Here is a 26,002-nt window from a genome sequence, read left to right as displayed (position 1 = left end):
CAAGAAGGCGCTCGACTCCACGCTCCGCCGCCGTCTGCCCTCGCGCCCGTCGCTCCTGGCGTACTGGCCGTGCGGCGCGTCATGTGTCCGGAGGACACGGCGCGCCGTCACTACCGTGACGGAATGCTGTAACGCCACTCCGTGGCTCCAGGCTGGCTAGGAGGAGGTGGGCGGTACAACTCTCGCCCGTCGGGCGGTGCTCTTCGGGAGGCCGGCCTTTGTGCCCGCAGCCGGCGGCCGAGGGGCCTCTTCCTTCGGTGGCTCAGTTCTCTATGCCTCTGACCTGGGCTTTTCTTCTGTACCCTTGGGCTCTGTTGCTCCGCCCGGGGTTCGCTCCCGGGGCTGGCCGACTCGTTCGGTACATGCCCTTCGGGTGTCTTCCCTGTTGTGTACCGGGTTCCAGTATGTCACGCTCCCCGCTGCGTTACAAGTTGTTGGGCGGGGAATCTGTGACTCTGAGTCAGCTACTGTCCTTGTCATGTGGTCTGAACCACTGAGCCAATTCTAGCGGCCGGATTGGAGCTTGTACAGGCAGCAGTGGCATTTTCTGTAACGCGCCTGAGTGGCGGTCAGATGCATCGGGCTGATTGCCCTTCATATCCTACGACTTCTCGCTACGGCGGGGGAAGTTGTACCGGACGCTATCAGCCTGAGCCTGTATCAGAATTGTACGGTCAGAGAATCCTGTCTGATGCTCCGTCTTCCCTCTGAGTTGTACCGGGGATTCATGCGGTGGCGTTTCGAGAATTGTACCGGGAATTTCCTTCGGGAGGTCGGGCATCCGGAGGCGCGGCCTCGGTACCGCCGGCGGGCGGCCCGCCGGCTCCTGCTCGGCCGGGTGGTGGAGCTCCGGGCCCTGGCCGGAGGGGCGCAGCGGGCGGGCCATCTGCTGCCTGGGTTACCTCCAGAGGACGGGCTCGTTGGTCTGGGTGTGAGCGACGAGGGGGCCCCGTTGGACGGCGGCGCGATGTACGCCGTCGACGTCGGCAGCGAGCCGTTGCGGCCGCTGGGCATGCAGGCGTGGGCCGTCGAGGCGCGGCGGGCGCAGGTGGTCTTCGCGGCCTCGCATCGGGTCGAGACGTTCGCGTCGGCCGGCGGCCGCGGGCCGGATCCGCACATGGCCGGGCTGGCGTCCGGCGGGTGGGCGCGGTTCGACGACTTCGAGGGCTGGGCGGAGCCGGCGGCCGGCTGGTCGGCCGTCCTGGACGTGGCCGGCGACGTCCTCACGGTGACCGGCCGGGCTGGCGTTTGCTTCTACGAGGGCGGCCTGAACAGCTCGCGCGCCTGGCGCCGCACCGCGCGCCGCCATGGAGTCTTCTTCGCCCTGGCCGGCGGCATCACCGGCCCCTGGGACATCGCGGAGGCGCAGCTGCGGGGGGAGATGTACGCGTTGCTGTGCCCGGTGGTGCTGGTCTGAGCTGGGGCGGGGACGCAGCTGCGGCCCGGTGGGGCGGGCGCGCGGCTGGTGGGGGTGGTCAGGCTCCGAGGCCGATGTGGCGGACGTAGGTGTAGGCGCCCCAGTCGGAGTCGAGGTCGGCGATGATGTCGTCCCAGATCTCCTCGAGCTTGCCGATGTCTCCGGCGACCATGGCGTCGACGGCGTCGTCCCAGACGTAGCGGACCTGCAGGATGCGGATGCGCAGGTTGTCGCGGCGGCGCGGCTCGAGGACGACGTCCTGGTTGATGGGGTGGATCTCGACCCGGGTGCCCTTGCCGGCGTTGTTGAGGTGCTGCTTGAAGGCGCCGGGGTTGTTGAGGACGTTGTGGGCGCGGAGGTTCCAGTAGGCGGTGTCGATGGCCTCCACGTTGGCGGGCAGGGGGTTCTGGGTGCCCTTGGTCCAGGCGTTGATGGTCTTGGGGACGGCGGTGATGCCGGCGTCGGCCATGGCCTGGGCGCCGCCTTGGGTGTTGGTGAGGTAGTTCATCCGGGCCATCAGGCCGCGGCGGGTGGTGACGGGGGACTTGATTCCGCCGTCGATGATCATCCGTTCCAGGGCGTCTTCGAGGGCGCGGCCGAGGACGATTTTCCCGTGGCGGTTTTCGGGGTCGAGGTTGGCGCCGTATTTGCCGAAGTTCTTCCAGCCGTCGGTCGACATTAGGCGGCCTTCGCGTTGATGGTGTACTGGTCCTTGAGCTTCAGCTGCTTGGTGAGTCGGCCTTCTTCGAAGATGCCGCCCTTGGCCTTTCGCCATTCTCCGCCGGTGATGTGGAGTTCATCAGTGCCGCGGAGTCGGACGATGGTAAGGCCGTGTTCGTGGGCGCGGAGTGCCTTGTACCAGAGGTTGGCGAATGCCTGGCTGCGGATGATGTGCATCCAGTCAGGTCGGCGGAGATCGCGGTTGAATGATGATTCGCCGATGGTGGAGACGAACTTGGCATAGATGGCCTTGACGTATTTCTCGGTGACGTCGTCGCCGTCGAGGATGGCTTTCTCTCGGGCGATGGTGAGGACGCGGCGGAACTTCTCCGTGATGTTTTCGGAGGCGCCGGAGGTCCAGGACTGGGTGATGTTCGGGGCCTCGGCGAGGCCGAGCTTGTGGCAGCGGATCAGGAGGCGGACGGTGGCGTCGTCCAGGAGCACCGGGCCCTGTTCGCGGCGGTTGCCGATCGGGTCGGGCAGGTGCGGGTGTTCCCAGGTGGGGCGCTTGGGCAGGAGGTAGATGCCGGAGCGCTTGGAGTGGAAGCCGCCGTCGGGGTCGTGCTGCAGGGCGCCGATGGGCAGGTGGGTCTTCAGGGCGCTGCAGTAGGCGGCGTTGGTGTCGAGGACGTCGACGGCGATGCTGGCGAGGGTGCCAGCCTTGAGCTGGTCCAGGAGGGGGCCGTTTTCCCACTTGTGGCGGCCTTCCCAGATGTCGTCGGCGCCGTCGCGGGTTTTCTTGCTGAGGAATTCGAGGCGTTCCGGGTAGACGGTGTGCTCGTAATTTCCGCCGACTCGGGTTGCTTCGAAGATGGCCATTCCGTTTGGAATTGCCAGTTTCTCCAGGGCGGCGATGGCGGCCTCGGTGTCGCCGCCGTGCTCCTGGAGGGTCTGGTCGACGACCGAGCTGATCGTGTTGAGGAAGTAGCCGTACTCCCGGCCCGCGTAGTCTCCGCCCGCAGCGCGGGCGGGCCTGGGCGCGTCCGTACGCGCCGCGGCGGCCTGGGTGGGGCGCAGCGGGCGGGCGGGGGGCTGGTCGGGCGTCGGGGTGTCCAGGGCGGCCGGGGTGGCCGGGGTGACCTCGGAGTTGGGGTCGGGCTGGGGCGCAGCGGCGGTGTTCTGGGTGGGGTGGCCGGGGACGGCGACGGTGGGCCAGGCGGAGGTCTGTGTGGGCGCCTCCGGCGCTGTGGTGGGTGGGTTGGTGGGCGCCTCCGGCGCCGGGGTCGTGGGGGCGGGGGTGGTGGGCGCCTCCGGCGCCCGGCGGGCGTAGGGGTTGAAGGGGGTGGGGTCGGTGAGGCGGGCGTGGGCGCGGTCGGCGGTGAGGGTGAGGGTGGCCTGGGTGCCGAGGTCGCGCTCGGCGATGGTGGCGAGGAGTTGGGTGGTGGGGGCGTCGGGGTGGGGGTGGAGGGTGAGGGTGGTGTCGAGGCCGAGGGTGGTGACCAGGTCGGGGTGGTCGGTGTCGAGGATGGCCAGGACCGGGACGTGGTGGGTGCGGGCGAGGTGGGCCAGGGCCTGGGCGGCGTCGGTGAGGCGGGGGCCGGAGAGCGGCAGGCGGGGGTCGTCGAGGGCCTGGAGGCGGTCGACGACGACCAGGGCCAGGCCGGGCTCGCCGTTGGCGGTGGGGGCGAGGTCGGCGGCGGTCTCGGCGATCGCGGCCGCGGTGAGGTCGGAGCCGTCGTCGATGTAGAGGCGGGCGGCGGCGAGTTCGCGGTGGAGGGTGGTGGCGTCGGCCTGTTCGGTGGGGGTGAGGTGGCCGGTGCGCAGGCGGCGGTAGTCGACGGGCAGGTGGGCGGCGACGATGCGGGCGGCGACGTCGGCGCGGGTGAGGCCGGAGGCGGCGTAGAGGACGGGGAGGTGGTGGTCGAGGGCGGTGGTGCGGGCGGTGGTGGTGGCGAGGAGGCTGGCTCCGGTGCCGGGGGCCGCGGCGGCGAGGTAGAAGCGGCCGGGCTGGAGGCCGCCGAGGGCGTCGTCGAGGGTGCGGATGCCGGTGGACAGGGCGCGCGGGGCGGCCGGGGTGTCGGTGTCCTGGTCGGGGGTCTGGGTCTGGGGGGTGAGGACGGTGGTGAGGGCGTCGGCGAGCGGGGCGAGGCGGCGCGGGGGCCGCGGGGCGGGGGCCGCGGTGGTGGCCGGCTGGTCGGTTGGCGGGGTCGTGGCTGCAGGTGCGGGGTCCTGCAGGGCGGGCTTGTCGGCGGCCGGCTCGGGCGTGGGTGCGTTCGAGGTGGCCGGCTCGGCGGCGGGGGTGGCGGCGGGGACGGGCTCGACCGCGGCGGGGGCCGGCTGGCCGGCGGGAGCGGCCGGGGTGGCGGCCAGCGGGAGGAGGGCGTCCGGGTCGGCCAGGGGCAGGACGTCGGCGGGGTCGACCGGTGGCAGCAGCGCGGCCGCGTCGGGGGTGGCCGGAGTGGTGGTGTCGGCCGGGGTGGGGAACAGGGTGTCGTCTGGTGCATCAACTCCGGTGCTGGGCAGGGTGGTTGATGTCTGCCGGGTGGTGCTGGCCGGGGCGTGCGGGTTGTCCGGGGTCGGGGTGGTCGACGACGCGGGCGCGCTCGGGGCGGCCGGGGCGAGGGGCGCAGTTGCGGCGGGGGCGGTGGCCGGGACGGGCGCGGGCGCCGGGACGGGCGCGGGCGCCGGGGTGAGGGCCGGCTGGCCGCCGGGAGAGGCCGGGGTGGCGCCCGGGGTTTTCGTTACAACTCCGGTGCTGTGGGCGGTCGTTGCCGCCGTGTCGGGTGTACCGGTGGCGGGCGGGAGGGGGGTGCCGTCGGGGGTGGCGGGGAGCAGCACGGCGAGGGGGGTGACGTGGCGGCGCAGGACCTGGGGGTGGCCGGTGGCGGCGTCCTGGATGAGGTCTCCGAGCTTCTTGCGGGCGTCGGCGGTGCCGTGGGCGGTGGCGGTGGTGAGGTTCCAGCCCAGGGCGGTGGCGGTGGCGGGGGCGGTGAGCAGGGCGTGGTGGGTGCCGCGGGTCAGGGGGGTGGAGGTGCCCTCGCCGGCGGCGGTGATCATCTGCGGGAGGGTGCTGCGGGCCTGGTGGAGGGTCTGCGGGCTCGGGGCCAGGACCAGGGCGGGGGCCGGGGCCGGGGGCTCGGTGGGGACTTCGCCGGCCGGGGTGGTGGCCGGCCGCAGGGCGGCGGGCTCGGCGCCGGCGGCCATGGTCGCCGGGTCTTCGGCAGTCGGCGCGGCCGGGGCCGTGACGCCCGGGGTGGGGCGGGGCGCAGCGAGACCGTCGCCGGGCGCGGCAGCCGGGACGGCGGGTTCACCGGCCGGGGCCGGGGCGGCGGCCGCCGCGGGCGTACCGGTCTCCGCGGCGGGTACGGCGGTGTCCGGCTGCGGTCCGGCCGGGGCGGCGGGCGGGATCTCGGCGGGGGCCAGGTGGTGGTGACCGGCTACGGACTTCAGGATCGCCAGCTTGGGGCGCTCCAGGACGGTGTGGAGGCGGTCGTCGCCCAGCAGGACCAGGGGGAAGCGTTCGGGGCCGCCGGGCTTCCACAGGCCGTAGAGCGTCTGCAACGCGGCGGTGGCCAGCCGGTGGGCGTCGGGCACGACCACCAGGCGGGCGGAGCGGTCGAGCGCGGCGGCGACGAGCTTGAGCGCGGCGCTGTGCTCGCGGGGCTGCGGTCGGCGGTGGTCCAGGCCGAGGGCGGTGTACAGGGCGCGGATCAGGGCGCCTTCGTCGGTGCCGCGGGGGTGGATCCAGACGGCGGGCAGTGGCAGGTGCTGAGTGGCGGCGGTGACCGCCGTGGTCGCGGTGTCGGCGGACTCCGGGCCGGGGGCGGTGACGCACAGCAGGGTGCGGTGCTCGACGGTGGAGCGCAGGTCGTGGAGGAGGCCGTCGGCCGCGGGGGCCGTGTTCGGGCCGGCGGCGGCGTCGGCCGCCGGGGTGGCCTCCGAGCCGGTCTCCGGGGCGGGGCGCAGCGGGGCGGGCACGGCGGCGGGGGTGGGCGTCGCCGGGACGGTGGCGGCTTCCCGGGCGGCGGGCGCGGGGTGCGGCGCGTCGGGGGCGGTGTCGGCGGTCGGGGCCGGGGTGATGGCGGGCTCCTGGATGCGGTGGTGGGTGATGTGGGGGTGGAGTTCCGCGAGGTCGTGGCGCCTTAGGAGGCCGTCGAGGGTGGTGTCGCCGACCAGCACCAGCGGGAACGGCTTCGGCTCCCACAGGCGGTGCAGCAGCTGGAGCGCGGCCGGGCGCAGCCCGAGGGTGGTGGTGACGAGGACCAGGCGGGGGGTGTGCTGCAGCTCGGCGGTGATCAGGCCTTCGGCTTCGTCGAGACCGGGGAGCCGGCGGCGCCGGCCGAGGCCGAGCCGGGCGTACAGGGCGCGGATCAGGGACGCGCGGTCGTGGCCGTTCACCTGCAGGGCCGGCAGGCCGGCGGGCTCGAGGTCCTGCGCCAGGGCGTGGGTGAGAGCGGTCTGGGCGGTGGTCGTGTACGCGCTGATGAGCGCCAGGATCGTCCCGGGCGTGTGGGCGGCGTAGCGCAGGAGCTCGGCCAGGTCACCGGCCGGCACCGGGGTCGGGGTTCCGGCCGCCGGGCCAGTGGTCTCCGGGTCCGGTCCGGCCGGGGTGGGGGTCGGGAGGGTGGCGGCTTCCGGGCCGGAGCCGGGCACGGCGGCGGCCGTCCCCTGGGCGGCCGGGTCGGCCGAGATGGCGTCAACGGTGCTGGGTGGAAGGGGAGTTGAGGAGGCCGGGGCCGGGGCGGCCGAGTGGGTGGCGTCGCCGCCAAGGGCCGGGGCGGGGCGCAGCGGGGCCGGGTCGGCGGGCGCGTCGGTCTGCGGGGCGGTGGGTACGGCGGGCGTGGTCCCGCCGGGGCCGGACGGGGCGCCCGGCACCGGCACGGCGACGGGGGCAGCGGCCGGGTCGGTGGCGGTCGCCGGGGCCGGGCCGGGTACGGCGGCGTCCGGCTGCGGCCCGGCCGGGACGGCCGGTGCGGCCGGTGCGGCCTGGGCCAGTTCGGCCCCGGCGGCGGACTCGGCCGGGGCGACCGCTCCCAGCGCCGGCCGCAGGTAGTCGGCCACCAGCTGCTCCAGGGCCTTGTACGCCTGCTCGGCCCGCTGGCTGGTCGGGCCGCCGAACGCGGTACGCGGGGCGGTGAGCAGCACGAGCCAGTGCGCTCCGGTGATCTTGCCCCGGGCGGCGGCGCCGAGGGCGGACTTCAGCTTGCGGCCGGCCGGGGTGGCCAGGTGACCGCGCGCCGGGTTCACCAGCTGGTAGGCGCGCATGGCCAGGTTCTGGCGCAGCCCCAGCGGGATCGAGGTCCACAGCGGGTCATCCGGGCCGGGAAGGGCGAGGTGACCGGCCGCCCCCGGCGCCGGGGCGGGAGCGGAGACCGCCGGTACGGCGGAGGCAGCGGCGGACCGGACGGGGCGCCGCGAAGAAGCCGTCCCGCGCGGGGCGCTGCCGGAACGGGCCGGAACGGACGCACCGCCGGCGGGCGCGGGCGTACCGGCCCCGGCAGCAGCGGGTGCGGTGTCCGGCCCGGCCGGGCCCGCGACCGGCGCCAGCCCGTCCGTACCGCGCGCCGCACCGGCATCACCGCGACGGCCACCGGCAGCGGCGCGGGAAGAACCCGAACGAGAAGAGGACACCACGACTCCAGACACAGAAAGGGCACACGAGGAGACAACGACCCGCAGACAACCCAGGGACGACCAGAGGACGCCCGGGGACAACCCGACACCCGGGGCCGGGGCCGGGGCCCGAAAGCACACCGGCCCGGAACAGGCCCGGGGCAGCAACGGCCAGGCCCGGCACGGCGACGGCCGGAACCCGGACGACCACGACGACCGGACGCCCCGGACGCCGGACGGGCCCCGCCCGTGACCACCGGCACCGCCAGGACCAACGGGAGCAGCCCGGCACCACCCCAGGGCGCAGCACGGCCCGGACAGCAAGCCGCCCCACACCCACAGAAGGTGTAACGCTGGGCGTCAGTCTAGCCACACCGGTACAACCCCAGGTGCGGAATGTTGTAACGAGAACGAGTGACGTCACACGGCCGGAACCACCGGGCGGGGCGGGGACACCGGCCGGGGCGGGCGCAGGCCCGGAGACCCGGGCGGGGCGGGACGGCGGGGCGACCGGCGGGAGCGGACGCGCGGGCGGCCCCCGGCGGGCGCGGCACTGCGGTGCACCCCTCCGGAGGCCGGACGGGCGCGGGGGGGCGGCCCGGGGCCGGAGACCGGGCGGGGACAGCGGGGCGGCGCGGCGACGGGCGCGACGGGCGCGACGGGCGGAAGCGCGGCCGGAGGCCCGAGGCGTCGGCGGCCCGGCGCGGCGGGCGGCGGGCCGGGGCCGGACGGACGGGGCGGCGGGGTCGGGGCGGGACCGGGACGCGGCCGGGGCGGGCCGGGACGGGCGAGCAGACGGGGCGGGGCCGGGACGGGCGGAAGCGCGGCCGGAGGCGACGGCGACGACGGAGGCGACGGAGGGGCGGGCAGACAGGGCGGAACCGGGGCGGGCGAAGGGAAGTTGGCGGTCACTCAGGGGGCCTAGACTCATGGCTTTCCCGGCCCGCTCCATGGACCAGGACGAAGGGCTGGAGCCGCGCTCCCGCATGCTCTAGACGATCATTCCCGACCGCGTGGAGGTTGCTTCGATGCCCGAGAAAGCCACCAAGGAGAAGGTGCTCGTCTACGTCGTGCGCGACGGCCGACTGCTGGTGTTCCGCCACACCGACTACAGCTACGAGGAGGTCGGCATCCAGGTCCCGGCCGGCAGTATTCGCCCCGGGGAGACTCCGGAGGCCGCCGCACTGCGGGAGGCCCGGGAGGAGACCGGCCTGAACGACTTCAAGATCGTGCGCAAGCTCGGCGAGACTGAGTACGACATCACCCCGTACCGGTTCGAGATCCAGCGCCGGCACGTCTTCCACCTGGAGCTCACCGAGCCCACCCCGGAGCGGTGGATGAGCCAGGAGGACCACGACGGCGACCAGGATCCCACTCACTTCGAGTGCTTCTGGATTCCGCTGGAGGCCGCACACATCCTCCAGTCCGGCCAGGGCGCCCTGCTGGGACGTCTGTCCGACTGATCCCGCCTGGAGCCGGCCCGCGCGGTGGCGGAGCGGCTGGTGAACATGCGCAACAACCTGAGGCGGCCGGCCGGCGGGCGCGCTTGGGCGACGACAGGCAGCTTGTACCGTATGCACTATGTATGTCGATATTCGTACAGTGCTCCGGAAGCACGAGGAAGAGCTCAGACTCTTTCGCCGGAGCCTGTTCTCTACGGAGCCGGCCGATAGCGGTCTGGCCTCCGTGCTGCCCGAAGCCGTGCTGGAGCAGCTGCGCTCGGAGGGGCGCGTAATGCCGCGTCGCTTCGGGCCGGTGCGCTCGGTGACCAACCAGCACGCCGTCCTCAGCGTTGTTGGGGACGTCACCGACCAGGCCACGCTCCTTGAGGGGACCGGCCGGGAGGGGGCTGTGCTGACGCTCTCGTTCGCCGCGCACCACAAGAAGCTCCGTACTCGTCTGCCCGTTGATCTGGAGGAGGCGAAGGCATGGGTCCAGGCGATCGTGGGCCCTGGTTGGCTGCCGCACTTCTACTCTGCGGGGGCCCTGAGTGGTACCGCCGGGGGCGGGACCTTGACTCCGAAGCCACTGACGACGCAGTACTTCTACCTGTTCCTGGGGGCTGATGGTGTCCCGCATGCCGAGCCGGAAGAGCATCGGCTCGGCGTCTTGACCCCGCTCGTTCAGACGCCCTGACGATCATCGAAATCCAGAGTTGCGACAAGGGCGGCGCAGGCCACGGCCAGGGGTGCACGTCCTACGGTAGAGCCGTGAAGCTGACCGATCTCCGCGACATGATGCGCCGCCGCCGAGCCGGCCTCGGCCTGAGCTTCGACGCCTTCCGCGCCGACCTCATGATCGCCTCGCTCCAGTGGCCGGCCGACGTCGTCGAGCAGTTTCTCTACGACCACGGTGACCACGGTCCCTTCCACCGTGACTACGGGCACGTCGACCTCACCACGATCGTGTGGACGCTCGAAACGGTCACATCCGCAGAGCTGAGCACGATGCCGACTGGTCGGTCCGAGGCGGGCTGCATCGAGCAGTTCGCCCTCGACCCGGGCCACTACGTTCGCGTGCGCAACTCGGGCATCCACGTCGGGGTGGCGGAGATGTGGCGGGACCACGGGACATGGAAGCGTCCGCCGCTACTGCTAGACCGGAGGCTGCTGGACTCTTCGGGAAGCGGTTTGCAGGTGTTGGAGGGGCGGACCCGCGTCGGGATTCTGCGGGGCCGCCTTCGCGAGAACGACTTCGTCGCGGCGGCGCACGAGGCGTGGGTCGGCCGGCCGGCCTGACAGATTGCCGAGGGCAGGTGCTGGCGGCCGGCCCGCGGACCGAACAGGAGGCAGGGTGTACCCGCCAGGTGCGGGGGATCTAGCCGATGACGGGGCGGGGCGGCAGTTCGTTGCGGGTCTGGAGGATGAGGTCCTTCAAGATCTCTTCCTTGCCGATGCTGTGGTGAGCGGCGTCGGCTTCCGGGGTGGTCCTGCTCTCGCTGGCCTCCATCAGTTCCCAGCACTCGTCTCGGACGATGACGAGGGGCTTCTCCATGGGGTTCCTCTCAGCAGAACGCGCTGGCCTGGTGTGGCCGGGACACCAGCGTAGCCAGCAGGGTGGCAAGGCCCAGCGGGACAGGGCTCCGGCCCGGCCAACGCGAGTGCAGGAGATCGGCGCTGCTCGGCCCACCAGTTGTGCCAGGGCACGCCGCCGAGGGCCTCGGCCCTCGGCGGCGCCGGAGACGAGGAGGCGCAGTGGGACGTGCTGGCTGAGAGCCGGCGGTGAGGACTTCGTCGACCAGCATGATCGCCCGTCGAACGCTCGACGAATACGGGTGCTGACCCGGTGCGATCCGCTACGGGATGTCCGTGAGTGGTGAGCGACCCGGTCGCTCCATCGCGCCCGTGTGGGCTGCACCCAGCTCGCCCTTGGCGGGCACGCTCCGCCAATGCTAGTACTTGGTATCGGCTGCTAGCTATGCTGGAGATATGAGTAAGCAGACCAACATCCGGCTGGACGACACTGTGCGGGCGGCAGCCGAGGAGCGGGCGAAGCGCCGCGGGCTGAGCCTGCAGGGGTACGTCGCCGATCTGATCGAGCAGGACGTAAACGAGTCCCGGTCGGCGTTCATGGCTGGCGCCGCCGGCTTCCTGGCCTCCTACGCGGAGCGGTTCGAGGCGGAGCTCGGGGAGGACCGGTACCCGGGACTCCCGGACGGGCTGCCGAAGGACGCGCCGAGGGACGCCGCGTGAACCTGAAAGTCGACCTCGCATGGATCCTGGCAGTGGCGCAGCAGATCCCGGGGGATCCCCAGGTCGTCGACTACGGCGTGCCGGTCGCGGCCGAGGCCCGGCACCGTGCGGAGATCCTGGGGCAGGAGGTTTACCCCGAGCCGCACCACAAGGCCGCGGCGCTGTTGTGCGAGCTGGCCCGGCAGCCGAGTCTGGAGGTCCGCAGCCTGTTGTTCGCGGCCACCGTGACCGCCGCTTACCTGGCCGCATGCGGGCTGCCGGTCAGCCCCGGCCTCGACACCGTGCTCCCGCTGGCCCGCGCCGCCCGTGACGGACTCCCAGTACGCGAAGTCGCCGCCCAGATCAAGACCTGGACCAGTTAGCCCGCTGGTCAGGCGCTGGCGACCGGCGCGACTTTGGTACGCCGATTCACGCCGACTTCTCCCCACTCACCTCAACACGCTGTCAGGATGTCGTTCAGGGCCGCGGGTGTGTACCGATCCAGAGGAGCGTGATGGTCGGATCCATAGGAGTACGTCGGGCCACTCGTTGGCAGGATTCGGTGCGGCTGCTGTTGCTGATCGACGCCGCCGCAAAGTCGGCGGCCGAAGGCGAGTCGGTGCCGCCGGCGACCGTCGGGGTGGTCCACACCCAGGTGCGGCTGCAGAAGCTCGACTTCTGGGTCCGCAATCCGGACTACCTGGCCTACGAGCTGATGAACGAGTACGTGGCCGCTCCGGACGTTCCTCGGCTGCTGGAGCTTGCCGCAGAGATTCTGGAGTCGGAGGAACCGGATCTGCGGCGCTTCCCGATGCTGCGTTACAAGTACGGCGCCTTCGAGGAGCTCGATGACGCTCTGGCGCCGCTGGTGGAACGGGGGCTGCTGCGCAAGACGCAAGTCCTCGGGCGTGAGCGCGTGGTGGAGCACATCTACTTCCTGCTTGAGCGGGGCCGGCAGGTGGTGCAGTCGATGGTCGCCGAGGCGCCCGCGCTGGCCTGGTACGTCGAGCGCACCCGCCTGGTCGTGGACCTGGTCGACGGTCTCGGTGGCACACAGCTAAAGGACCGGCAGTACCTGCTGCGGGACTACGCCGACACCCCCTGGGGCCAGCACATCGGGCCCATCACCGAGCAGGCCCGTGAGCGGCTGCGCGAACTTCAAGCGGCACCAGGCCCGGGAGCCACGGGCGACACTGACCAGGAGGCTTCATGACCGCGCCCGGCCCGGCCCGCTCCGACGCGAAGGACCTGACCGTCGCCCCGAGCGCCGGCGACATCCTGAAGGAGGTCGCGGAGAAGCTGGGGCTGACGCCGGTGCAGGTCGAGCGGACTCTGGCCGAGGCGAACATCACCCTGAAGAGCCCGACTGCCGCCGACCGGCGGCTGCGCATCCTCCGGCTGCGCGCCAGCGGCACGAAGCACTCGGGCGACGACTTCACCGTGGAGCAGCCCTTCACTCCAGGGGTGTGGGCGATCGTCCACCCGGACAACAGCGCCGGGAAGACCAGCCTGCTGGAGTTCCTCGTCTTCCCGTTGCGCGGCGGGCCGCGCGATCTGCCGCCCGATGTCCGCTCGTGGCTGCGGCATCTGAGCGTGGACATCGCCGTGGCGGGCCGAGCGATCCGCATTGTCTTGGACGTCGATGACCAGCCGCACCCCCAGTTGCGGGGCCGGATCCTCGCCGGGAAGTCCGTCGACCAGCTGCTTGCCGCGGACGACGAAGCGCTTCGTCTGCTGGCGACAACGTCCGGCAACGAGGAGGTGAGCCGGTGTATCGGTGAGTTCTTCCTGGACGCGCTGCGTATGGAGCACACCAACCTGTGGCAGGTGACCGGCGGAGCCGACGGCGAGGGGGCACCGCAGGTCCACGGGTGGGCGTCGTACTTCGGGGCCTGCTACCTCAATCCCGGTGGGGACGAGATCCTGCTCGGCGATGTTGCCGGTGGCCTGCCCGGGCGGCTCATGGAGCTGTTCGTCGACATCCCGTACAGCACGGCCCTCACCCAGCTGTCCGTCGCCGGGAAGCGGGAGAAGAAGACGATCACCCAGGGGCAGCGCCGGGCGGAAGGGGACGCGGAAGCCCGACGGACCGAGCGCGAGGCGTGGCAGACCGAACTCGCCGACGTGACTGGGCAGATCGAGGCGGGGCGCCGGGCGGCTACCCAAGACATCTCCCCGCTCCTGCGGGCCGCCGACCAGGCTGCGACGGAGCTGCGCGGCATGCGGGCGCTGTTGGAGGACGCCGAGCAGACGCTCACGGAGGTGTCCGCCGCCCGGATGCGCGCGGAGCAGGGGCTACTGGATGCCCGGGAGACGTGGCAGGCCCGGCGAGTCCTGGGACGGCTGGACCCGGTGTGCTGTCCGCGGTGTGAGGAGCCGCTGGGCAGTGGGCGGCGCAGCGAGGAGCGTGAGCAGGCGAACTGTGCGGTGTGCACGCGGCCGCTGCCCGAGGTCGACCCGGAGACCGCCGAAGCGCTGCTGGCGGAGCTGGAGCAGACCCTGGAGCAAGCCCAAGATGCCGAGAGGGAGGCAACCGACCGGCGGGGGAGGGCGATGGAGGCGGTGCAGAGCGCTCTGGCCGACCATCGCGAGGCGGCGGCCGGACTGGAGCAGGGGCTTGCCACCTCGCAGGCCCACGACCAGCTGCGTGACCTGGAGATCCGGGCGGCCGAGCTCCGCGGACGGCTCGAGGCGACCGGATCGACGCCCCCGGCTCCACCGGTCCCGGTGTCCGCCCAGGTCCTGGCCGCCACCGAGGAAGCTGTCCGCGCGGCCGTCGACGCTGCGGCGAAGCAGCTGTTCCCGGCGATGAACGAAGCAATCGTCGAGCTCGCCACACGGTTCGGCGTGCAGAACCTCGACAGCGTCAAACTCGACCGCGCCGGCAAGGTCAACGCCGTCAAGGCCGGGGTGAAGACCGCGTTCAAGAGGCTCAGCCGCGGCGACCGGCTCCGCATGCGGATCGCGACCGTCATCGCGCTTCTGCGGGTGAGTGCTGACCGCGGCGTGGCCACGCACCCCGGCCTCCTTCTGATCGACTCGGTCGCCGCCGAAGAGGTCACCGAGGTGCCAGCCCGCACCCTGATCGCCGAGCTGCAGGCCATCGCCGCAGAACTTCCCGAGCTGCAGGTCGTTCTCACCACGGCGCAGCCCGAGCTCGTCGACGCCTTGCCGAAGGGCCACCTCATCACCAGCGATGGTGAACACCTGTTCTAAGCTGCTCGTTCCCGAACCGGTCGGCGACAAGGAGAGGACCGTGGCCCCAAGCGTGGACCAGACGCTCCAGGCCTGGGCCAGCCACGCAACCGATGACGAGCTGGACGCCGGGCCCTCGATCGCGGACCTCGGCGGTGCCGAGGCGGTGATCGCGGAGGCCGACCAACTCGCTGCCGGTCCACTCCTGCCCTATCTGCTCACGGCACTCGGCCGCGACCTCGACACCGTGGACGGTGACCAGGCCCGGCAGTTGCTTGACGCCGCGGCCCAGGGACTGCGGAACCCCCAGGCCGCCTGGGTCCTGGCCGACGCGATCGACGTGGTGTGCGCCCACCCGGCGCTCGCCACCCGCCTCGGCACCCGCACCGTCCGGGACCTTGCCGCACACGTGGAGGCCGCGCTCGCCGGCGACGCCGACGCCGCCCTCGCCCAGCCGGCCGTCGCCGGACTGCTGCGCCTGGCCGTCGCGCAGACGGCCACCCCGCACCGCCTCATGGCGTTGCTCGCCGAGATCACCGGGGACGAGCCGTCCGAGGCCCTGGAGCGCCTGCCGATCCTGGTCGGCGTCGCCCACGACCACTTCGGCGACGACGCCCTGCTCGATGTCCTGAGCGCACTGGAGAACCAGACCGATCTCCCTGCGGGCACCCGGGCCGACGCCACCTTCGAACTGGCCGTCGCGGACATGCGCAGCGCGCTGGAGGCATCCGACCGCTCGGCCGTCGAAGACCATCTGCGCCGGGCCCTGATGCGATTCAAGGACCTCGACCGCACCCACGAGGCCCGACTCGACGCCCGCGCCCACGCCGCGGCCGTCGACGCGGTCCTCGCCTTCGGTGAACTCGACCAGCAGCCCACGACAGCCGCACCCGCCGAGCAGCGCCTGGCCCAGGCCGCCGCCCAACTGGATGCCACGACCACGCTGCTGACCGAGTGGACCCGCGGCATGCACCGGCTGGACTGGCTCAGCGCCCGCGGACTTGCGCAGAGCGCCTGGTCCCGGCTCGTCACCTCGCTCCAGACCGCCCGCACCCACCTGGACCAACCCAGCTGGTACGACCCGGCCGGCACCCTCGGCGACCTGCTGGACGTCTACGTCGCCAGCCGCAGCATCCACACTACCCGGGCCGACGGATCCGGCGGCCTGACGGCACTGGTGAGCCCACCGGTGGAGGCCGCGTTCGTACGCAGCGACGGCCTGCTGCACCACCTCGAACAGGCCTTCACCACCGACCCGCAGTTCACCGACTCCCCCGACGCACGGGCGCTGTACGAGGTCGTCCAAGCCCAGCGACGGGCAGCACCGTCAACCGGGCAGGTGATGCCGGGAAAAGCCCTGGAGGGCCGCCCCACGCTCGCCGGGCTCTTCCAGGCTGACGCCCCGGGACTGCGGGACGACCTCGACCCGCAGCTCCTGGATCAGATCGAGCAGCTCTTGCAGCAGCAGGCCAAGGGCTACACCCCCACCGGCAACGCCCGCTTCGACGCCCACCTGGAATCCCTGCTCGAGGAGCTGGCCACCAGCCCCGCCTGGACGCAGCGCGACAGCTCCTACTTCACCACCCTGCTGGAGCAGTTCCTGCGGTTCCTCTACGACCGCTTCGACGCCCAGGCCGACTACTACGGCGCCCGCACCGCCTACCTCGGCCCCTGCCCCGACAAGAAGCCCGACGGCAGCCCCGACCACTGGGATGAGAAGCACGTCCAGGACGACCTCCACCAGCACCTCGCCGGCACACTCACCCCCGGCACCGTGCAGCGCGAACTCATCGACGTCGCCAGCGGACGCACCGACGTTACCTACACCCCCGAACCCGGCAGCCGCTTCGTCGCCGAGGTCAAACGCCGCGACACCAGATGGACCCGCGAACGCATCGAGAAGAGCTACATCGCGCAGGCCGCCAACTACACCGCCACCGGCCCTCCCTTCGGCGTGCTCCTGGTCGGGGACGACAGCGGCCACGCCAGCGGCTACCGGAGCGTTGAGGACAGCGTCTGGATCATCCGCCACGCGCGCAGCGCCACCGAGGTACCCCGGCTCATCGTGGTCGGCATTCTGCCGATCGGGCGCCCGACCCCGTCCGCACTGCGTATGCCCCGTACCACCACCTGACTCCTCCTTACTGGTCAAGAATCAGGGGACGGTCGGGGGCCTGAGTCAGGCCTGGCGCCGGTCGAAGGCGTGAAGGATCATGTCGATGATGGCGTGCACGGCGCTCCAGTCGCCTTCGGGGTCCGTTCCGGGAGGGGCAGCCAGCGCGACGTCGCACTTTCTCTCGAACCTGTCCTGCATGGCCTTCTTGCTCTTCGAGGGGAATCCGCCGGCACCGGCGGCGTTGAGCGGCAGCGGCACCAGCTGGCCGCCGGGGCCGGTGAGAATGTCACGGCCCAGGTACAGCTCCAGCGTCCCGGCAACGCCGTTGACGTCAGCGGGAACGGGGGCGCTCGCGCCGGGAGGAAGGGTGGGGTAGGAGGCCAGCAGCGGCAGAGACGGGTAGTGGAGGATGCGGCAGTGGCCGGGCACGCCCTTCGCCTTGAGCTTGGCCAGGGCCTGGTGGGCCGGGAGGTCGTTGTCGGCCAAGGCAATGAAGCGGTTGGCCACCCCGGCGGCGATGAACGTCGTGGTGGTCTTGGCCAGGGCGCTCACGCCGCCCTCGGGGCGCCCGGAGGCCGGCAGGTCGAAGTCGAGGAAGCTGACGAAGCCGGACAGGTGCGGGTGGGTCACGCGCATCGCTTTGGTCAGGAGCCGGGCGTCGGTGGCTCCCTCCGTCAGTACCAGCAGCGGGCTGAGCTCGCGGCCAACTGCCAGTTGCTCGGCGCGGGCGTCGGCGGCGCGGGCCTTGTCCATGTCGTACGGGAAGCAGCAGCCGCCTGTCAGCTGGCTCAGATCCAGGTCTACTACCGCGGTCTCGGGAGCTCGATCGACCAGCAGGCGCAGCACCGTACGCTCGCTCATCCGGAGGAAGACGGTGTCCAGCATGCCGTCGTCCCGCAGCGCGGCCTGAAGGTCGTACGGGAGCGCGATGCTCGTCGTGATCTTCTCCAGGACGTCCTCGGTGCTGGGTACGGGTCCCGTCCAACCGTCCGGCGGGCCGGGGTCGGGCCGGCTCCAGCGGGCGAGTTCCTGCTCGAGGTCGTAGCGGGCCTGGTCAGAAGTCATGCCCTGTGCCTGTAGGCGGTCGCGCAGGGCCCGCGGCGTGGAGCGGTAGCCGAACCACCAGTCGGTGTCCTCGTCCTCCTGCTCCGGGTACGGCAGGTGCTGCCGCTCGGATTCGGTGAACAGCGCGAGGAGGTCGTCGGTGCCGGCGATGATCGCGCAGCCCGCGATCTTCAGCCAGGGGTAGTGGCCCATCGCACGAGCGTGGCACGGGCAACCCATCGCGTGCACATGGATTGTCGAGACCTGGTGATCGACCCGCTGAGGCTCCCGCCCACAGGAACTCCCCCGGCGGGAGCCGGTTTCCGCGCTCCGGGTCAGGTTCGGACAGGAAGGTCATCGGCCCTTCCAGTCGGCGGGGGCGTTGAGGACATCGGCGGCCCAGTCGTAGTGGCCGGTGGACCGGATGTGCTTGTCCTGCTCGGGGTAGAGGTCGCAGCTGAGCAGGGCGATCAGGTTCAGGTAGTCGGCGAGGTCGTCGCGCCGGCTGGCGGGGAGGTCCTGGGCGGCGGCGGCCAGCAGGCGGTTTCGGACGTCGACGCGGTCTTCGTCGTACATCCGGTAGTAGGCGCAGGCACCGGCGAGGTCGTAGAGCGGGTCTCCGAGCAGGGTGAAGGTGCCGAGGTCGATGACGGCGGAGACCTTGCTGTCGGCGACGAGGATGTTGTCCGGGTAGAGGTCGCCGTGGATGACGCCTTCGGGGCCGGTGTAGGGGCGGGTGAGCCGCGCGGTGAGCCGGTCGGTGATGTGGTCGACGGCCGGGACGTCGCGGCGTAGGTCGGGGAGGACCTTGGGGAGCTTCTGGGCGAGGAGGCGGCGCAGGAAGGCGTGCCAGTCCTCGCCCTGGTGGGCCGGGTCGGGGTCGAGGAGCATGCGCCGGTCGAGCGGGGTGGTCAGGCGCAGGCCGGTGAAGTCGCGGACGGCGGCCAGGTACACGGCTTCGGTGGCCGGGTCGGTGAGGTCGAGGGCGTCGCCCATCGGGGTGCCGGGCAGGCGGGTCTCGGTGACGGCCAGCAGGGGGCCGTGCTGCTCGATGCTCTGGATCTCGGGCAGGGCGAAGGGGACGCTGGTGCGGTCGAAGCGCCGGTAGAGGTCGGCGATGGTCTCCAGCGCACCGAGCTGGTCGGGGTCGGCGTAGACCTTGAGGACCTGGTCGTGGCCGAGGGCGTAGACGCGGGCCTCGGTGCCGGCGGCGATCAGGTCGGCGGGGATGAGTCCGTGAGCGGCGAGGAGGGCGTTCTCGGCGTCGGCGGTGATGCTGCTGGCGTCTCGGCGGGTGATCACGGCGTGCTCCGGTTGGTGGGGGTGGCGGTTGGCGACGGTGCGGTTCTCGGGGGGCGCCGGTGAAGTCCCCGGCGAAGAAGGCAGAGCGGCGTTGGGGCGGGACGCCTCCGGGGGTAAGGAAGGAAGCCGCAGTCACCCTTCGGTGTTCTCCATCGGTCGCCGTCGAGCGTCGGCGGCGCGAACCCGTTGAGAGCGGTCGTACAGCGGTGCTCCCTCGGGGCCGCGGGTGTAGCCCTTCACCTCGCGGTGTTCGCAGCCGGGGCCGTGCTCGGCCCGGTTGGGGCAGCGGGTGTACTTCTGTACCGGGACGCGCACCTCGAGTGGGCCGCGGGGCACGACCACGCGGTCCGGCCGCCGCTGCACCGGGCCGAGGAGCGGGGCGTCCTCGTGGATCACCGACACCCGGCGCGGCCCGGTGATGCCGGCCCGCCGGTCCGCCCGCTGCCGGGCAGCGCTCTCCTCAACGTGCTCGACGCGCTGGGAAAGCTCGCCGACGGTCCGTTCGCGGGGCAGTTCGCGCAGCAGGCGCAGGGCGGCCAGCACCGGCCGGGCGTAGTGCCACGGGGTGGTGTCTCCTTCCAGCCGGTCCCGGGCCGGCAGTTCCCAGCCGTCCGGCAGGGCGAGTTCGGCCAGCGGCAGCAGCGGGCCGATGTTGCCGCGCGGGCGCCCGTCCGGCCTGGCGGACAGCGAGTAGAAGGTGAGCCACCAGCCGCCGTCCCACGTGCCGCCGTCCCGTGCGGCATCGCGCAGCAGTTCGGTCTGTGCGGTGTCCCGGCCGTGCTGGTCCCAGGACAGCCACCTGGATTCCCAGTCCCGGTCGCCGGGGGTCCAGCGCGACCACGAGGCGGCGACCAGTTTGCCGCCGTCGCCGGTCACCGCGTACGCCTCGGCGAACAGCGCGAAGCCGTCCTGGTTCTGCGGGGCGTCCTCCTCGGCGCCGGGTGGGACGGGGAAGCCGTGGTCGATGCAGACGTGGCCGAGGTCGGCCAGCGCGTACTCGCGGGCGGTGGCGGTCAGACCTGGTCCGATCCAGCGCAGTTCGGCGGCCGAGAGCCGGGCGGTCTCTTCGGCGACCATGGCCTCGGCGGCCTGTCGGCGTTCGGTGAGCGACTCCCAGGACGGCTCGACCCCGACCATGCGCTGCTCCAGCTTGGCCGTCTCGATCAGGGCCCGGGCGGTGTCGGTGCGGTAGAAGCGCAGCGTCTTGCGCTGCCAGTCCGGAAGCCGGATCGGAGGCGGTGCGGCGTAGGCATAGCGGTTCATGCGGTCAGCACTCCCAGCGCCTCGGCGTAGCTGCGGCCTCGCGCGGACCAGGCCATGGCGTGCAGCACTCTGCGGGTGTCGTGCTCGTTCAGGCCGGGCAGTTGGTGCGCCAGAACCGCCGGGCAGCCGTTGAAGTCGAGCGCCCCGGCGATCCGGAGGACCATCAGTTGCGAGGTGGTGGTGCCCGTGCGCAGCGGGTCCGGGGCGTTGGCTTCCGGCATCTCGTCCAGAACCTCCCAGACGGCTGGCCAGTCCACGTATGCCATGGCATGGTCGTCCCCGATCCACTTCACGAAGTCACCCGCTTCCAGGCGCGGCAGCCACATCCCGCCGTTGCCGGTCAGCAGCCACACCGCGGCCTCCTGCGACCACGCTCCTCGCGCCCTGGCCACCAGCGCGGCCTCCAGGTCCACTGGCAGCTGTCCCGGGTCGCTCACCTCGATCACCGTCCAGAACTCCTTCCCGGCTTGGTTCGCCCGCTATTGTCCCGGCGTGCACTGACAGTCACAGAGTGTTTTCGCCTGCCTCGTCTCGCGGCGCCCGGCAGGGCGCCAGCCGGATGCCGACAGGGGACGGAACAGGTTCCCCGCGGAACGACGATGTCCAAGGAGCGTCCTTTCGGATCGGATTCAACGTGGCGGGCGCATCAGGTTGGTGAGGTGGGTGGGCGGTGCGGTCGCCATTCCCACGTAGGGGCTCGCGGCCCGGAGATAATCGGGCGTACTGCGGCCCACCCACCTCGTCCGCCCTCGGCCGAAGGCGGAGGTCTCCACCGTGGTGCGGTGGACACCACCGTCCTCGGACGGGCGGGTGCCGGTCAGCGGGAACGTGGTTCGCCCAGTACGTACCGGCGGATCGTCTGGGGGCTGACTCCAAGCTCCCGGCCGACTTCGGCGATGGTGCTGCCCGGGGCCAGGAGAAGTTTCCGGCCGTGGGCTATCTCGGCATCGCCGAGTGGGGGCTTGCGGCCCAAGACCGGTGCCTCGCCGGGGGCGTATCCGAAGGCGGCTGCGTCGTTGTAGGGGGTCTCGGTGGTCATGCAGTGGTAGAGGCACAGGACGAGCCGCCGGCCGACCTTGCGCAGGGCGGTGGCGTGGGCGTCCCCGGCCTCACGTCGCTTGCGGTAGTAGGCGGACGCGCCGGGGGAGTGCATGGCCCAGGAGAAGGCGGCAAGGTGCAAAGTGCTGCGCAGCAGGGTGGAGGAGGCCCGGCGCAGCGATACGCGGGCGGTGGTGCCGGAGGCCCAGGTGACCGGCGCGACGCCTGCGTAGGCGGCCAAGGCGCGGCCGCTGCCGAAGCGCTCGTGCGGCCGGTCGCCGATCTCGGAGATGATCTGCGCGCCGAGGATCGTGCCGATGCCGGGGATTCCGGCGGTGATGTAGTGGTGCTGCTGGCGGGCGTAGTAATCGGCGATCTGTGCTTCGAGGCGGGCCGCCCGGTCGGCCGCGGCGGCCAGGGTGGCGGTCAGGTCCGCGACCCGCACGGCTTCGGCTTCCTCGACCAGGGGGTGGAGGAGCATGGCGGGCCGGCGGAAGTGGAGTTGCAGGCGTTCGGCCTCGCGGTCCGTGCCGCGGGTGCGCCCGGCGCCGCGCAGCAGGTCGGCCAGCTGAACGCGGGTGAGCCGACTGGCTGCCCGGGGGCCAGGCGCGGCAAGGAGGACGACGAGGGCCTGCGGGTTGCCCAGACCGCCGCGGGTCGCGGGCCAGGCGGTGATCGCGTTCGGCCAGGCCCTGGAGAGGGTGGCGCGAAGTGCGTGAGTGGCTGCCATGCGGTCGCGGACGGCCGCTCGGTGGGCGTGGGTCATCACTCTGAGCGCCTGCGACTGCGGGGTGCTGTCGACGACGGCGCGGGCAACGCCTTGGCGGGCCAGGTCGGCGATCATCCGCGCGTCGGCGCGGTCGTTCTTGGGAATACCCAGGGCGGTGCGGTGCCGGGCCGCCCTGGTCGGGTCGACGTGGACCACCTTCATGTCCGCGGCGGAGAGGGCCCGCGCGAAGGGCAGGCCGGTCTCCTCGATCCCGGTGACGGTGGATCTCCAGCGGCGAGCGAGCGGCTGGAGAAGCGCCAGGTAGGAGGCGACAGGATCGGGGGTGGTGGCGTAGACGATGCGCTGCTCGAGTAGTGGCCGACCGGCCTTGTCGAGTACGGCGATGTCGAGCCAGCGGTCCGCCCAGTCGATGCCCGCGAACAGCACGGTCGAACATTCCTTCCCCTTGGTGGTATTAAAAAATACCACCAAGATCGGCACGGTCTGCGTGCCGGAGCACGGAAGAATGGGGCAGGTCAGTTGAGTCCGAAGATCACAGCGGGGTGCGAGTCGATGCCATGGGCAGTGGTCCCTCGGGCGCACCTCGCGCCCGGCGGCGTCTGGCCGGAGGGGCCTCTCATTGCCGACGCGCCTCCGGGCGCTCGCCTCGGGCAGGCCGTGGCGCTGGCTCTCGCAGCGGCCATGGAGCGCCACGGACTGGGCGCCCGCGCGCTCGCGCAGCAGGCCGGCCAGGGCATGACGCACCCCACGATCTTGGCCATCCTGGACGGCGACCGGCTGCCGGCCGCCCACACTCTGCTGCTGCTGGAGATGGTGCTGAAGACCTCGCTCTACCCGGTGAACCTGTACTCCGAGCTGACGGAGGGGCAGCACCCCTCTCCCTGACCGCGCCCGGGGCCGCCCGGCGGTGCCGGCGACCGTGGCCGGCGGCGCGTCTCGGAAACCGGGGCCGGGGATCTCGACGAGCTGCCAGACCGGGGCACGGCACGGATACCGGCCCGCCTTTCGGCGGCTCCCGGCGCTTCCGGCTGCGCCTGCAGCAGGGTGTGCGCCCTCACGACGTCGCCGCCCTTCGTCCACCGGCAGCGCCCGTCGCTCCTCCCACCGGCAGCCGGCCGCCGGGCTCTCGGCCGCGGGACCGATGGGCGGGGCCGTCCGCCGGTATCGGCGCGTCCGCGGCGGCCAGCGCCTCATCGGCGTTGCCGCCGACCGGGAGGCGGGCAGCAACGGGCCGACGCCCCGCCGCGCCCGGCTCTCCGAGAGCCGTGGCAGCGGCAGCGGCAGGCCAGCCGGTCGCGCAGCGCTCGGGCAGTGGATTCGATGCACTCGCCGAGGGAGCGATCACCGCGTCGCACTCCCCGCGGGTCAGCGCGGCCGGTGCGCCGGGGGCCAGGAGGTCGAGCGCGGCGGATGGCCGAGGCCGACCCCGCCTGGATGATGAGGCGTGGAGGCGGCACCGGCGCCGATGACGTTGCGCACATCCACGCCCCGCCCCTGCGGGGCGGTGGAGTTTTCACTCCCTCCCGCCCGGCAAGGGGCCAAGCAGGATGGAGACCGCTTCCACTCATACTTAACTCTGCGAGTTCTCGTAATGTAGTGACGGCTCGGACGCTCCCACCTCCAGGCGGAGGGCCCCAGAGACCCAATACGCCCCGCCGGCCCAGGACAAGCCCCCGAGGATTCCGGCACTCCCGAATGGACGATCAGTGGACCTCCCGATCCCCGCGGACATCCGCGCACAGATGGACGCCTACCTCAAGCGACTGCTGGCCAGCATCGACAAGGAGGGGTTCGCCATCCCCTTCGTCCCGGCCGACCCCCACACCGGCGAGCCCTCGCTCGCATACACGGTTGGGCTAAACATCCACCGGGGCTACGAGCTGGCGATCAGCGGGCTCCCCTACGAGGCGTCCCGCTCCGCACTGAACTCACTGGCGGCACGGCTGCTTGAGCAGCAGACTCCCCCGACCCAGGCCATGGAGGTCAAGGGTGCAGCCGGGGGCGGCTATTCGCTGCGATTGAGGCGGGCGGAGAGCGCGGCGCCGTTCGTCCTGGTGCGCACCGTCTACAGCCGCAACCCGCCCGTCTGGCAGGCGGCGTGGCCGGACCGGGAGGGCCGATTCCCCGGCGATGCGGCGTGCATGCTCTCGGACGGAGCACAGTTCCCTCCTTAGTTGCTTAACTCTATGATTTCACGTATGGTCTAAGCATCGGTCGCACGCAGCGTGCCGGTCATCAGGACGTCGATCTCCTCGCCATGAAGGGGCGCAGCGATGCGAATTTCGGAACTTCTCAACCGGCTTGAGGAGCAGCACCAGCGTGTAGGCGACGTCGATGTCGACTCGCTCCTGTCCAGCGAGTGGGAAGGCGCCGAAGGTCCTGTTATCGGCGTGAAGACCGACCGGGGCCACCGCGGCACCGGTCCCGTCGTGGCGTTGCTCGAAGGGCGCAATGAGGACCAGGACGCCCCGCAGTCGCCCTCCGAGCCCACGCTGAGGGTGCGCGACCTCATCGCGCGTCTCACCGACGTGCAGAAGAGCACCGGAGATGTCGACGTCAAGCTCCTGATCACCAGGGAGGACCCCGACGGCGGAGAACTCGGTCCGATCACCGAGGTCAGCGCAATGCGCTGGGCCAGCACCACCCTCGACGGAGCCACGACGTCCTCGACCACCATCACCATCTCGGGGCCGATCGAAAGGTGACCGGCCCGCGACAAACCTCCATCGCCCCGGGCTCGCCCCCCGCACCCGGTCCCACGTCAACTACGGGAGTAGCCATGTCCTTGCCCCAGCCCAGCGTCGGCGGTCGACCGTTTCTGCCCCAGGAGCTCGACGAGCCGTGCGAGGGCTGCTTCGCCCCGGCCGGCTCGTACTGCCACCCGGGATGCGACTGCGGCTACACCGCTGAAGACGCCCGGGCCGACGCCGCTCGCGGGTGATCAGCCCGGCCGGTCATGCCCCCGCCCCCGCCCCTTCGACGCCCGCCCACGACCCCCACCCGCTTGGAGTTCCAGTGCGCATGCTGCTCCCCGCCACCCGCCCGGGACACCGGGGCGGGTGCGTCCGGGCCCGCCAGGGATGCACCTGCTTCTACTACATCTTCGCCCGCGGACGGGCGAAGACGGCAGAACGACGGATCGCCCGACGGATCGAGTCGCGCCGCTGGCGGCGGGACGAAGCCGAGCCGAACACCTGACCGCTGCGCAGCCCAGCCCACCGGGGGCTCTCCCCTCGTGCCGGACCGCCCCGGCACGCACCGAGATCGGACTTCTCATGACACACGACCCGATGCCCGCAAGCTCCCTCCTCCAGTCCCCCGTCACGGACGGCGCCGTACTGCGTGACGCGGCCGCCGAGATGGCACGCCGCCTGGAACTGACCGCCGACGACCCGAGGGTGACCAAGTCCTCCGTCCTGAACTTCCTCAACCGCCGCGCCGACGAACTGGACAAGGGCCTGCCCTCGGGGTGGGCGACGGTTGACCTGGGCGCGCTCGACACGGTGCTGCTCGAGTCCCTGGGCCCCCGCGGGCGCGACGAGATCTTCGGTGCCTGGGCCAGGGCAGCCGAACCTCCGACGCCGACGCGGTCACAGATCGCCGGGGCGCCCGTCGGCCCCCGGATCGACGTGGTGGTGGACCGCGACCCCGACGACGGCACCGAGGTCCACGTCTACATGGACGGCGCCCCCGCCCGGGCCGTCGTGCACACGATCGACCCGGGCCGCAGTGGGGCCGACCACGAGTGGTGGAGCTCGGTGACCGCGCTCGAGCCCGAGGTGCCGCGGGCAGTACGCGACAAGGTCACCGAGTACGCGGACGGCTACCACGACCCCGAGAAGTGCGGGCGGCCGTGCGCGTGAGGTTCCGCTGGTCCGGCGGGTGCGGGGCGTATCCCGCACCCGCCGGGTCTGTCCCGATGGTCCCTTCGTCCCCCTCGGCCGCTCCGGGCT

General features: G+C 72.2%; 21 protein-coding genes. 13 read left to right on the top strand and 8 right to left on the bottom strand.

All coding sequences use genetic code 11. The features are described 5' to 3' along the window. Positions 1-931 precede the first annotated feature (931 nt). The gene (locus tag AB0C99_RS10455) at positions 932-1,417 is read left to right on the top strand and encodes a hypothetical protein (RefSeq protein ID WP_362472318.1); all 486 of its coding nucleotides are present in this window, start codon (positions 932-934) and stop codon (positions 1,415-1,417) included. 58 nt (positions 1,418-1,475) lie between these two features. Here the strand turns inward: AB0C99_RS10455 and AB0C99_RS10450 are convergent, their stop codons facing one another. Further along, positions 1,476-2,096 carry a hypothetical protein gene (locus AB0C99_RS10450; protein WP_362472315.1) on the bottom strand — a complete coding sequence of 207 codons (621 nt, stop codon included), beginning with the start codon at positions 2,094-2,096 and terminating at the stop codon, positions 1,476-1,478. Continuing rightward, positions 2,096-7,342 (bottom strand): DnaB-like helicase C-terminal domain-containing protein, encoded by a 5,247-nt coding sequence (locus AB0C99_RS10445; RefSeq protein WP_362472313.1) that lies wholly within the window; start codon positions 7,340-7,342, stop codon positions 2,096-2,098. The genes AB0C99_RS10450 and AB0C99_RS10445 overlap by 1 nt, the downstream gene beginning before the upstream one ends. Before the next feature lie 1,376 nt (positions 7,343-8,718). On the opposite strand from AB0C99_RS10445, the gene AB0C99_RS10440 reads away from it, so the two are divergent. The 3 genes from AB0C99_RS10440 to AB0C99_RS10430 all read left to right on the top strand — a co-directional run bounded on the left by AB0C99_RS10440 (position 8,719) and on the right by AB0C99_RS10430 (position 10,428). After that, positions 8,719-9,153, top strand: coding sequence for an NUDIX domain-containing protein (locus AB0C99_RS10440; RefSeq protein WP_362472310.1), 435 nt, complete (start codon positions 8,719-8,721; stop codon positions 9,151-9,153). A gap of 118 nt (positions 9,154-9,271) precedes the next feature. After that, positions 9,272-9,826, top strand: a complete 555-nt coding sequence (locus tag AB0C99_RS10435) for a hypothetical protein (RefSeq protein WP_362472307.1) — start codon at positions 9,272-9,274, stop codon at positions 9,824-9,826. 74 nt (positions 9,827-9,900) lie between these two features. Beyond that, positions 9,901-10,428 carry a hypothetical protein gene (locus AB0C99_RS10430; protein WP_362472304.1) on the top strand — a complete coding sequence of 176 codons (528 nt, stop codon included), beginning with the start codon at positions 9,901-9,903 and terminating at the stop codon, positions 10,426-10,428. 79 nt (positions 10,429-10,507) lie between these two features. Here AB0C99_RS10430 and AB0C99_RS10425 read toward each other — a convergent pair whose 3' ends face one another. Continuing rightward, positions 10,508-10,684, bottom strand: coding sequence for a hypothetical protein (locus AB0C99_RS10425; protein ID WP_362472301.1), 177 nt, complete (start codon positions 10,682-10,684; stop codon positions 10,508-10,510). Between the two features lie 434 nt (positions 10,685-11,118). Here AB0C99_RS10425 and AB0C99_RS10420 point away from each other — a divergent pair, with 434 nt between their 5' ends. From AB0C99_RS10420 to AB0C99_RS10400, 5 genes are all read left to right on the top strand, one after another. Then, positions 11,119-11,382, top strand: a complete 264-nt coding sequence (locus tag AB0C99_RS10420) for a hypothetical protein (RefSeq protein ID WP_362472298.1) — start codon at positions 11,119-11,121, stop codon at positions 11,380-11,382. 32 nt (positions 11,383-11,414) lie between these two features. Then, entirely contained in the window at positions 11,415-11,744 is a 330-nt protein-coding gene (locus AB0C99_RS10415; protein WP_362472295.1) for a hypothetical protein, read from the top strand. Between the two features lie 179 nt (positions 11,745-11,923). Next, positions 11,924-12,574, top strand: a complete 651-nt coding sequence (locus AB0C99_RS10410; RefSeq protein WP_362472292.1) for a hypothetical protein — start codon at positions 11,924-11,926, stop codon at positions 12,572-12,574. Beyond that, on the top strand, positions 12,571-14,577 hold the full coding sequence (locus AB0C99_RS10405) for a hypothetical protein (RefSeq protein WP_362472289.1): 2,007 nt from the start codon (positions 12,571-12,573) through the stop codon (positions 14,575-14,577). Before AB0C99_RS10410 ends, AB0C99_RS10405 begins: the two co-directional genes overlap by 4 nt. A gap of 40 nt (positions 14,578-14,617) precedes the next feature. Then, entirely contained in the window at positions 14,618-16,690 is a 2,073-nt protein-coding gene (locus AB0C99_RS10400; RefSeq protein ID WP_362472286.1) for a hypothetical protein, read from the top strand. Between the two features lie 45 nt (positions 16,691-16,735). Here AB0C99_RS10400 and AB0C99_RS10395 read toward each other — a convergent pair whose 3' ends face one another. The 5 genes from AB0C99_RS10395 to AB0C99_RS10375 all read right to left on the bottom strand — a co-directional run bounded on the left by AB0C99_RS10395 (position 16,736) and on the right by AB0C99_RS10375 (position 22,529). Then, positions 16,736-17,929: a hypothetical protein gene (locus AB0C99_RS10395; RefSeq protein ID WP_362472284.1), complete on the bottom strand. Its 1,194-nt coding sequence runs from the start codon at positions 17,927-17,929 to the stop codon at positions 16,736-16,738. A 141-nt stretch (positions 17,930-18,070) separates the two neighbouring features. Further along, positions 18,071-19,018, bottom strand: coding sequence for an aminoglycoside phosphotransferase family protein (locus AB0C99_RS10390; RefSeq protein ID WP_362472282.1), 948 nt, complete (start codon positions 19,016-19,018; stop codon positions 18,071-18,073). A gap of 132 nt (positions 19,019-19,150) precedes the next feature. After that, entirely contained in the window at positions 19,151-20,281 is a 1,131-nt protein-coding gene (locus AB0C99_RS10385) for a hypothetical protein (protein ID WP_362472279.1), read from the bottom strand. Next, the gene (locus tag AB0C99_RS10380; protein WP_362472276.1) at positions 20,278-20,727 is read right to left on the bottom strand and encodes a hypothetical protein; all 450 of its coding nucleotides are present in this window, start codon (positions 20,725-20,727) and stop codon (positions 20,278-20,280) included. Before AB0C99_RS10380 ends, AB0C99_RS10385 begins: the two co-directional genes overlap by 4 nt. A 371-nt stretch (positions 20,728-21,098) precedes the next feature. Beyond that, a complete protein-coding gene (locus AB0C99_RS10375) occupies positions 21,099-22,529 on the bottom strand; it encodes an IS110 family transposase (protein ID WP_362472273.1) in 1,431 nt (476 codons plus the stop codon). A 201-nt stretch (positions 22,530-22,730) separates the two neighbouring features. Here AB0C99_RS10375 and AB0C99_RS10370 point away from each other — a divergent pair, with 201 nt between their 5' ends. From AB0C99_RS10370 to AB0C99_RS10355, 4 genes are all read left to right on the top strand, one after another. Next, on the top strand, positions 22,731-22,934 hold the full coding sequence (locus tag AB0C99_RS10370; protein ID WP_362472271.1) for a hypothetical protein: 204 nt from the start codon (positions 22,731-22,733) through the stop codon (positions 22,932-22,934). 821 nt (positions 22,935-23,755) lie between these two features. Continuing rightward, complete coding sequence (locus AB0C99_RS10365) at positions 23,756-24,223, top strand: DUF4262 domain-containing protein (RefSeq protein ID WP_362472268.1); 468 nt, start codon at positions 23,756-23,758, stop codon at positions 24,221-24,223. Between the two features lie 99 nt (positions 24,224-24,322). Further along, positions 24,323-24,754 carry a hypothetical protein gene (locus AB0C99_RS10360; protein WP_362472265.1) on the top strand — a complete coding sequence of 144 codons (432 nt, stop codon included), beginning with the start codon at positions 24,323-24,325 and terminating at the stop codon, positions 24,752-24,754. Positions 24,755-25,339: 585 nt separating this feature from the next. Continuing rightward, positions 25,340-25,912: a hypothetical protein gene (locus AB0C99_RS10355; RefSeq protein WP_362472262.1), complete on the top strand. Its 573-nt coding sequence runs from the start codon at positions 25,340-25,342 to the stop codon at positions 25,910-25,912. Positions 25,913-26,002: the final 90 nt, after the last annotated feature.

It is taken from the genome of Streptomyces sp. NPDC048659 (assembly GCF_040650575.1).
Lineage (GTDB): Bacteria > Actinomycetota > Actinomycetes > Streptomycetales > Streptomycetaceae > Streptomyces.
The sequence above is the reverse complement of the archived record's forward strand: the minus strand, read 5'-3'. Positions and strand labels throughout refer to the sequence as shown.

Excerpts from the sequence above, each read along its gene's own strand:
- AB0C99_RS10435 (WP_362472307.1), top strand. The coding sequence starts at position 9,272 with ATGTATGTCGATATTCGTACAGTGCTCCGGAAGCACGAGGAAGAGCTC.
- AB0C99_RS10360 (WP_362472265.1), top strand. The coding sequence starts at position 24,323 with ATGCGAATTTCGGAACTTCTCAACCGGCTTGAGGAGCAGCACCAGCGT.
- AB0C99_RS10445 (WP_362472313.1), bottom strand. The coding sequence starts at position 7,342 with ATGCGCGCCTACCAGCTGGTGAACCCGGCGCGCGGTCACCTGGCCACC.
- AB0C99_RS10385 (WP_362472279.1), bottom strand. The coding sequence starts at position 20,281 with ATGAACCGCTATGCCTACGCCGCACCGCCTCCGATCCGGCTTCCGGAC.
- AB0C99_RS10420 (WP_362472298.1), top strand. The coding sequence starts at position 11,119 with ATGAGTAAGCAGACCAACATCCGGCTGGACGACACTGTGCGGGCGGCA.
- AB0C99_RS10440 (WP_362472310.1), top strand. The coding sequence starts at position 8,719 with ATGCCCGAGAAAGCCACCAAGGAGAAGGTGCTCGTCTACGTCGTGCGC.
- AB0C99_RS10355 (WP_362472262.1), top strand. The coding sequence starts at position 25,340 with ATGCCCGCAAGCTCCCTCCTCCAGTCCCCCGTCACGGACGGCGCCGTA.
- AB0C99_RS10370 (WP_362472271.1), top strand. The coding sequence starts at position 22,731 with ATGGAGCGCCACGGACTGGGCGCCCGCGCGCTCGCGCAGCAGGCCGGC.
- AB0C99_RS10395 (WP_362472284.1), bottom strand. The coding sequence starts at position 17,929 with ATGGGCCACTACCCCTGGCTGAAGATCGCGGGCTGCGCGATCATCGCC.
- AB0C99_RS10425 (WP_362472301.1), bottom strand. The coding sequence starts at position 10,684 with ATGGAGAAGCCCCTCGTCATCGTCCGAGACGAGTGCTGGGAACTGATG.
- AB0C99_RS10450 (WP_362472315.1), bottom strand. The coding sequence starts at position 2,096 with ATGTCGACCGACGGCTGGAAGAACTTCGGCAAATACGGCGCCAACCTC.
- AB0C99_RS10405 (WP_362472289.1), top strand. The coding sequence starts at position 12,571 with ATGACCGCGCCCGGCCCGGCCCGCTCCGACGCGAAGGACCTGACCGTC.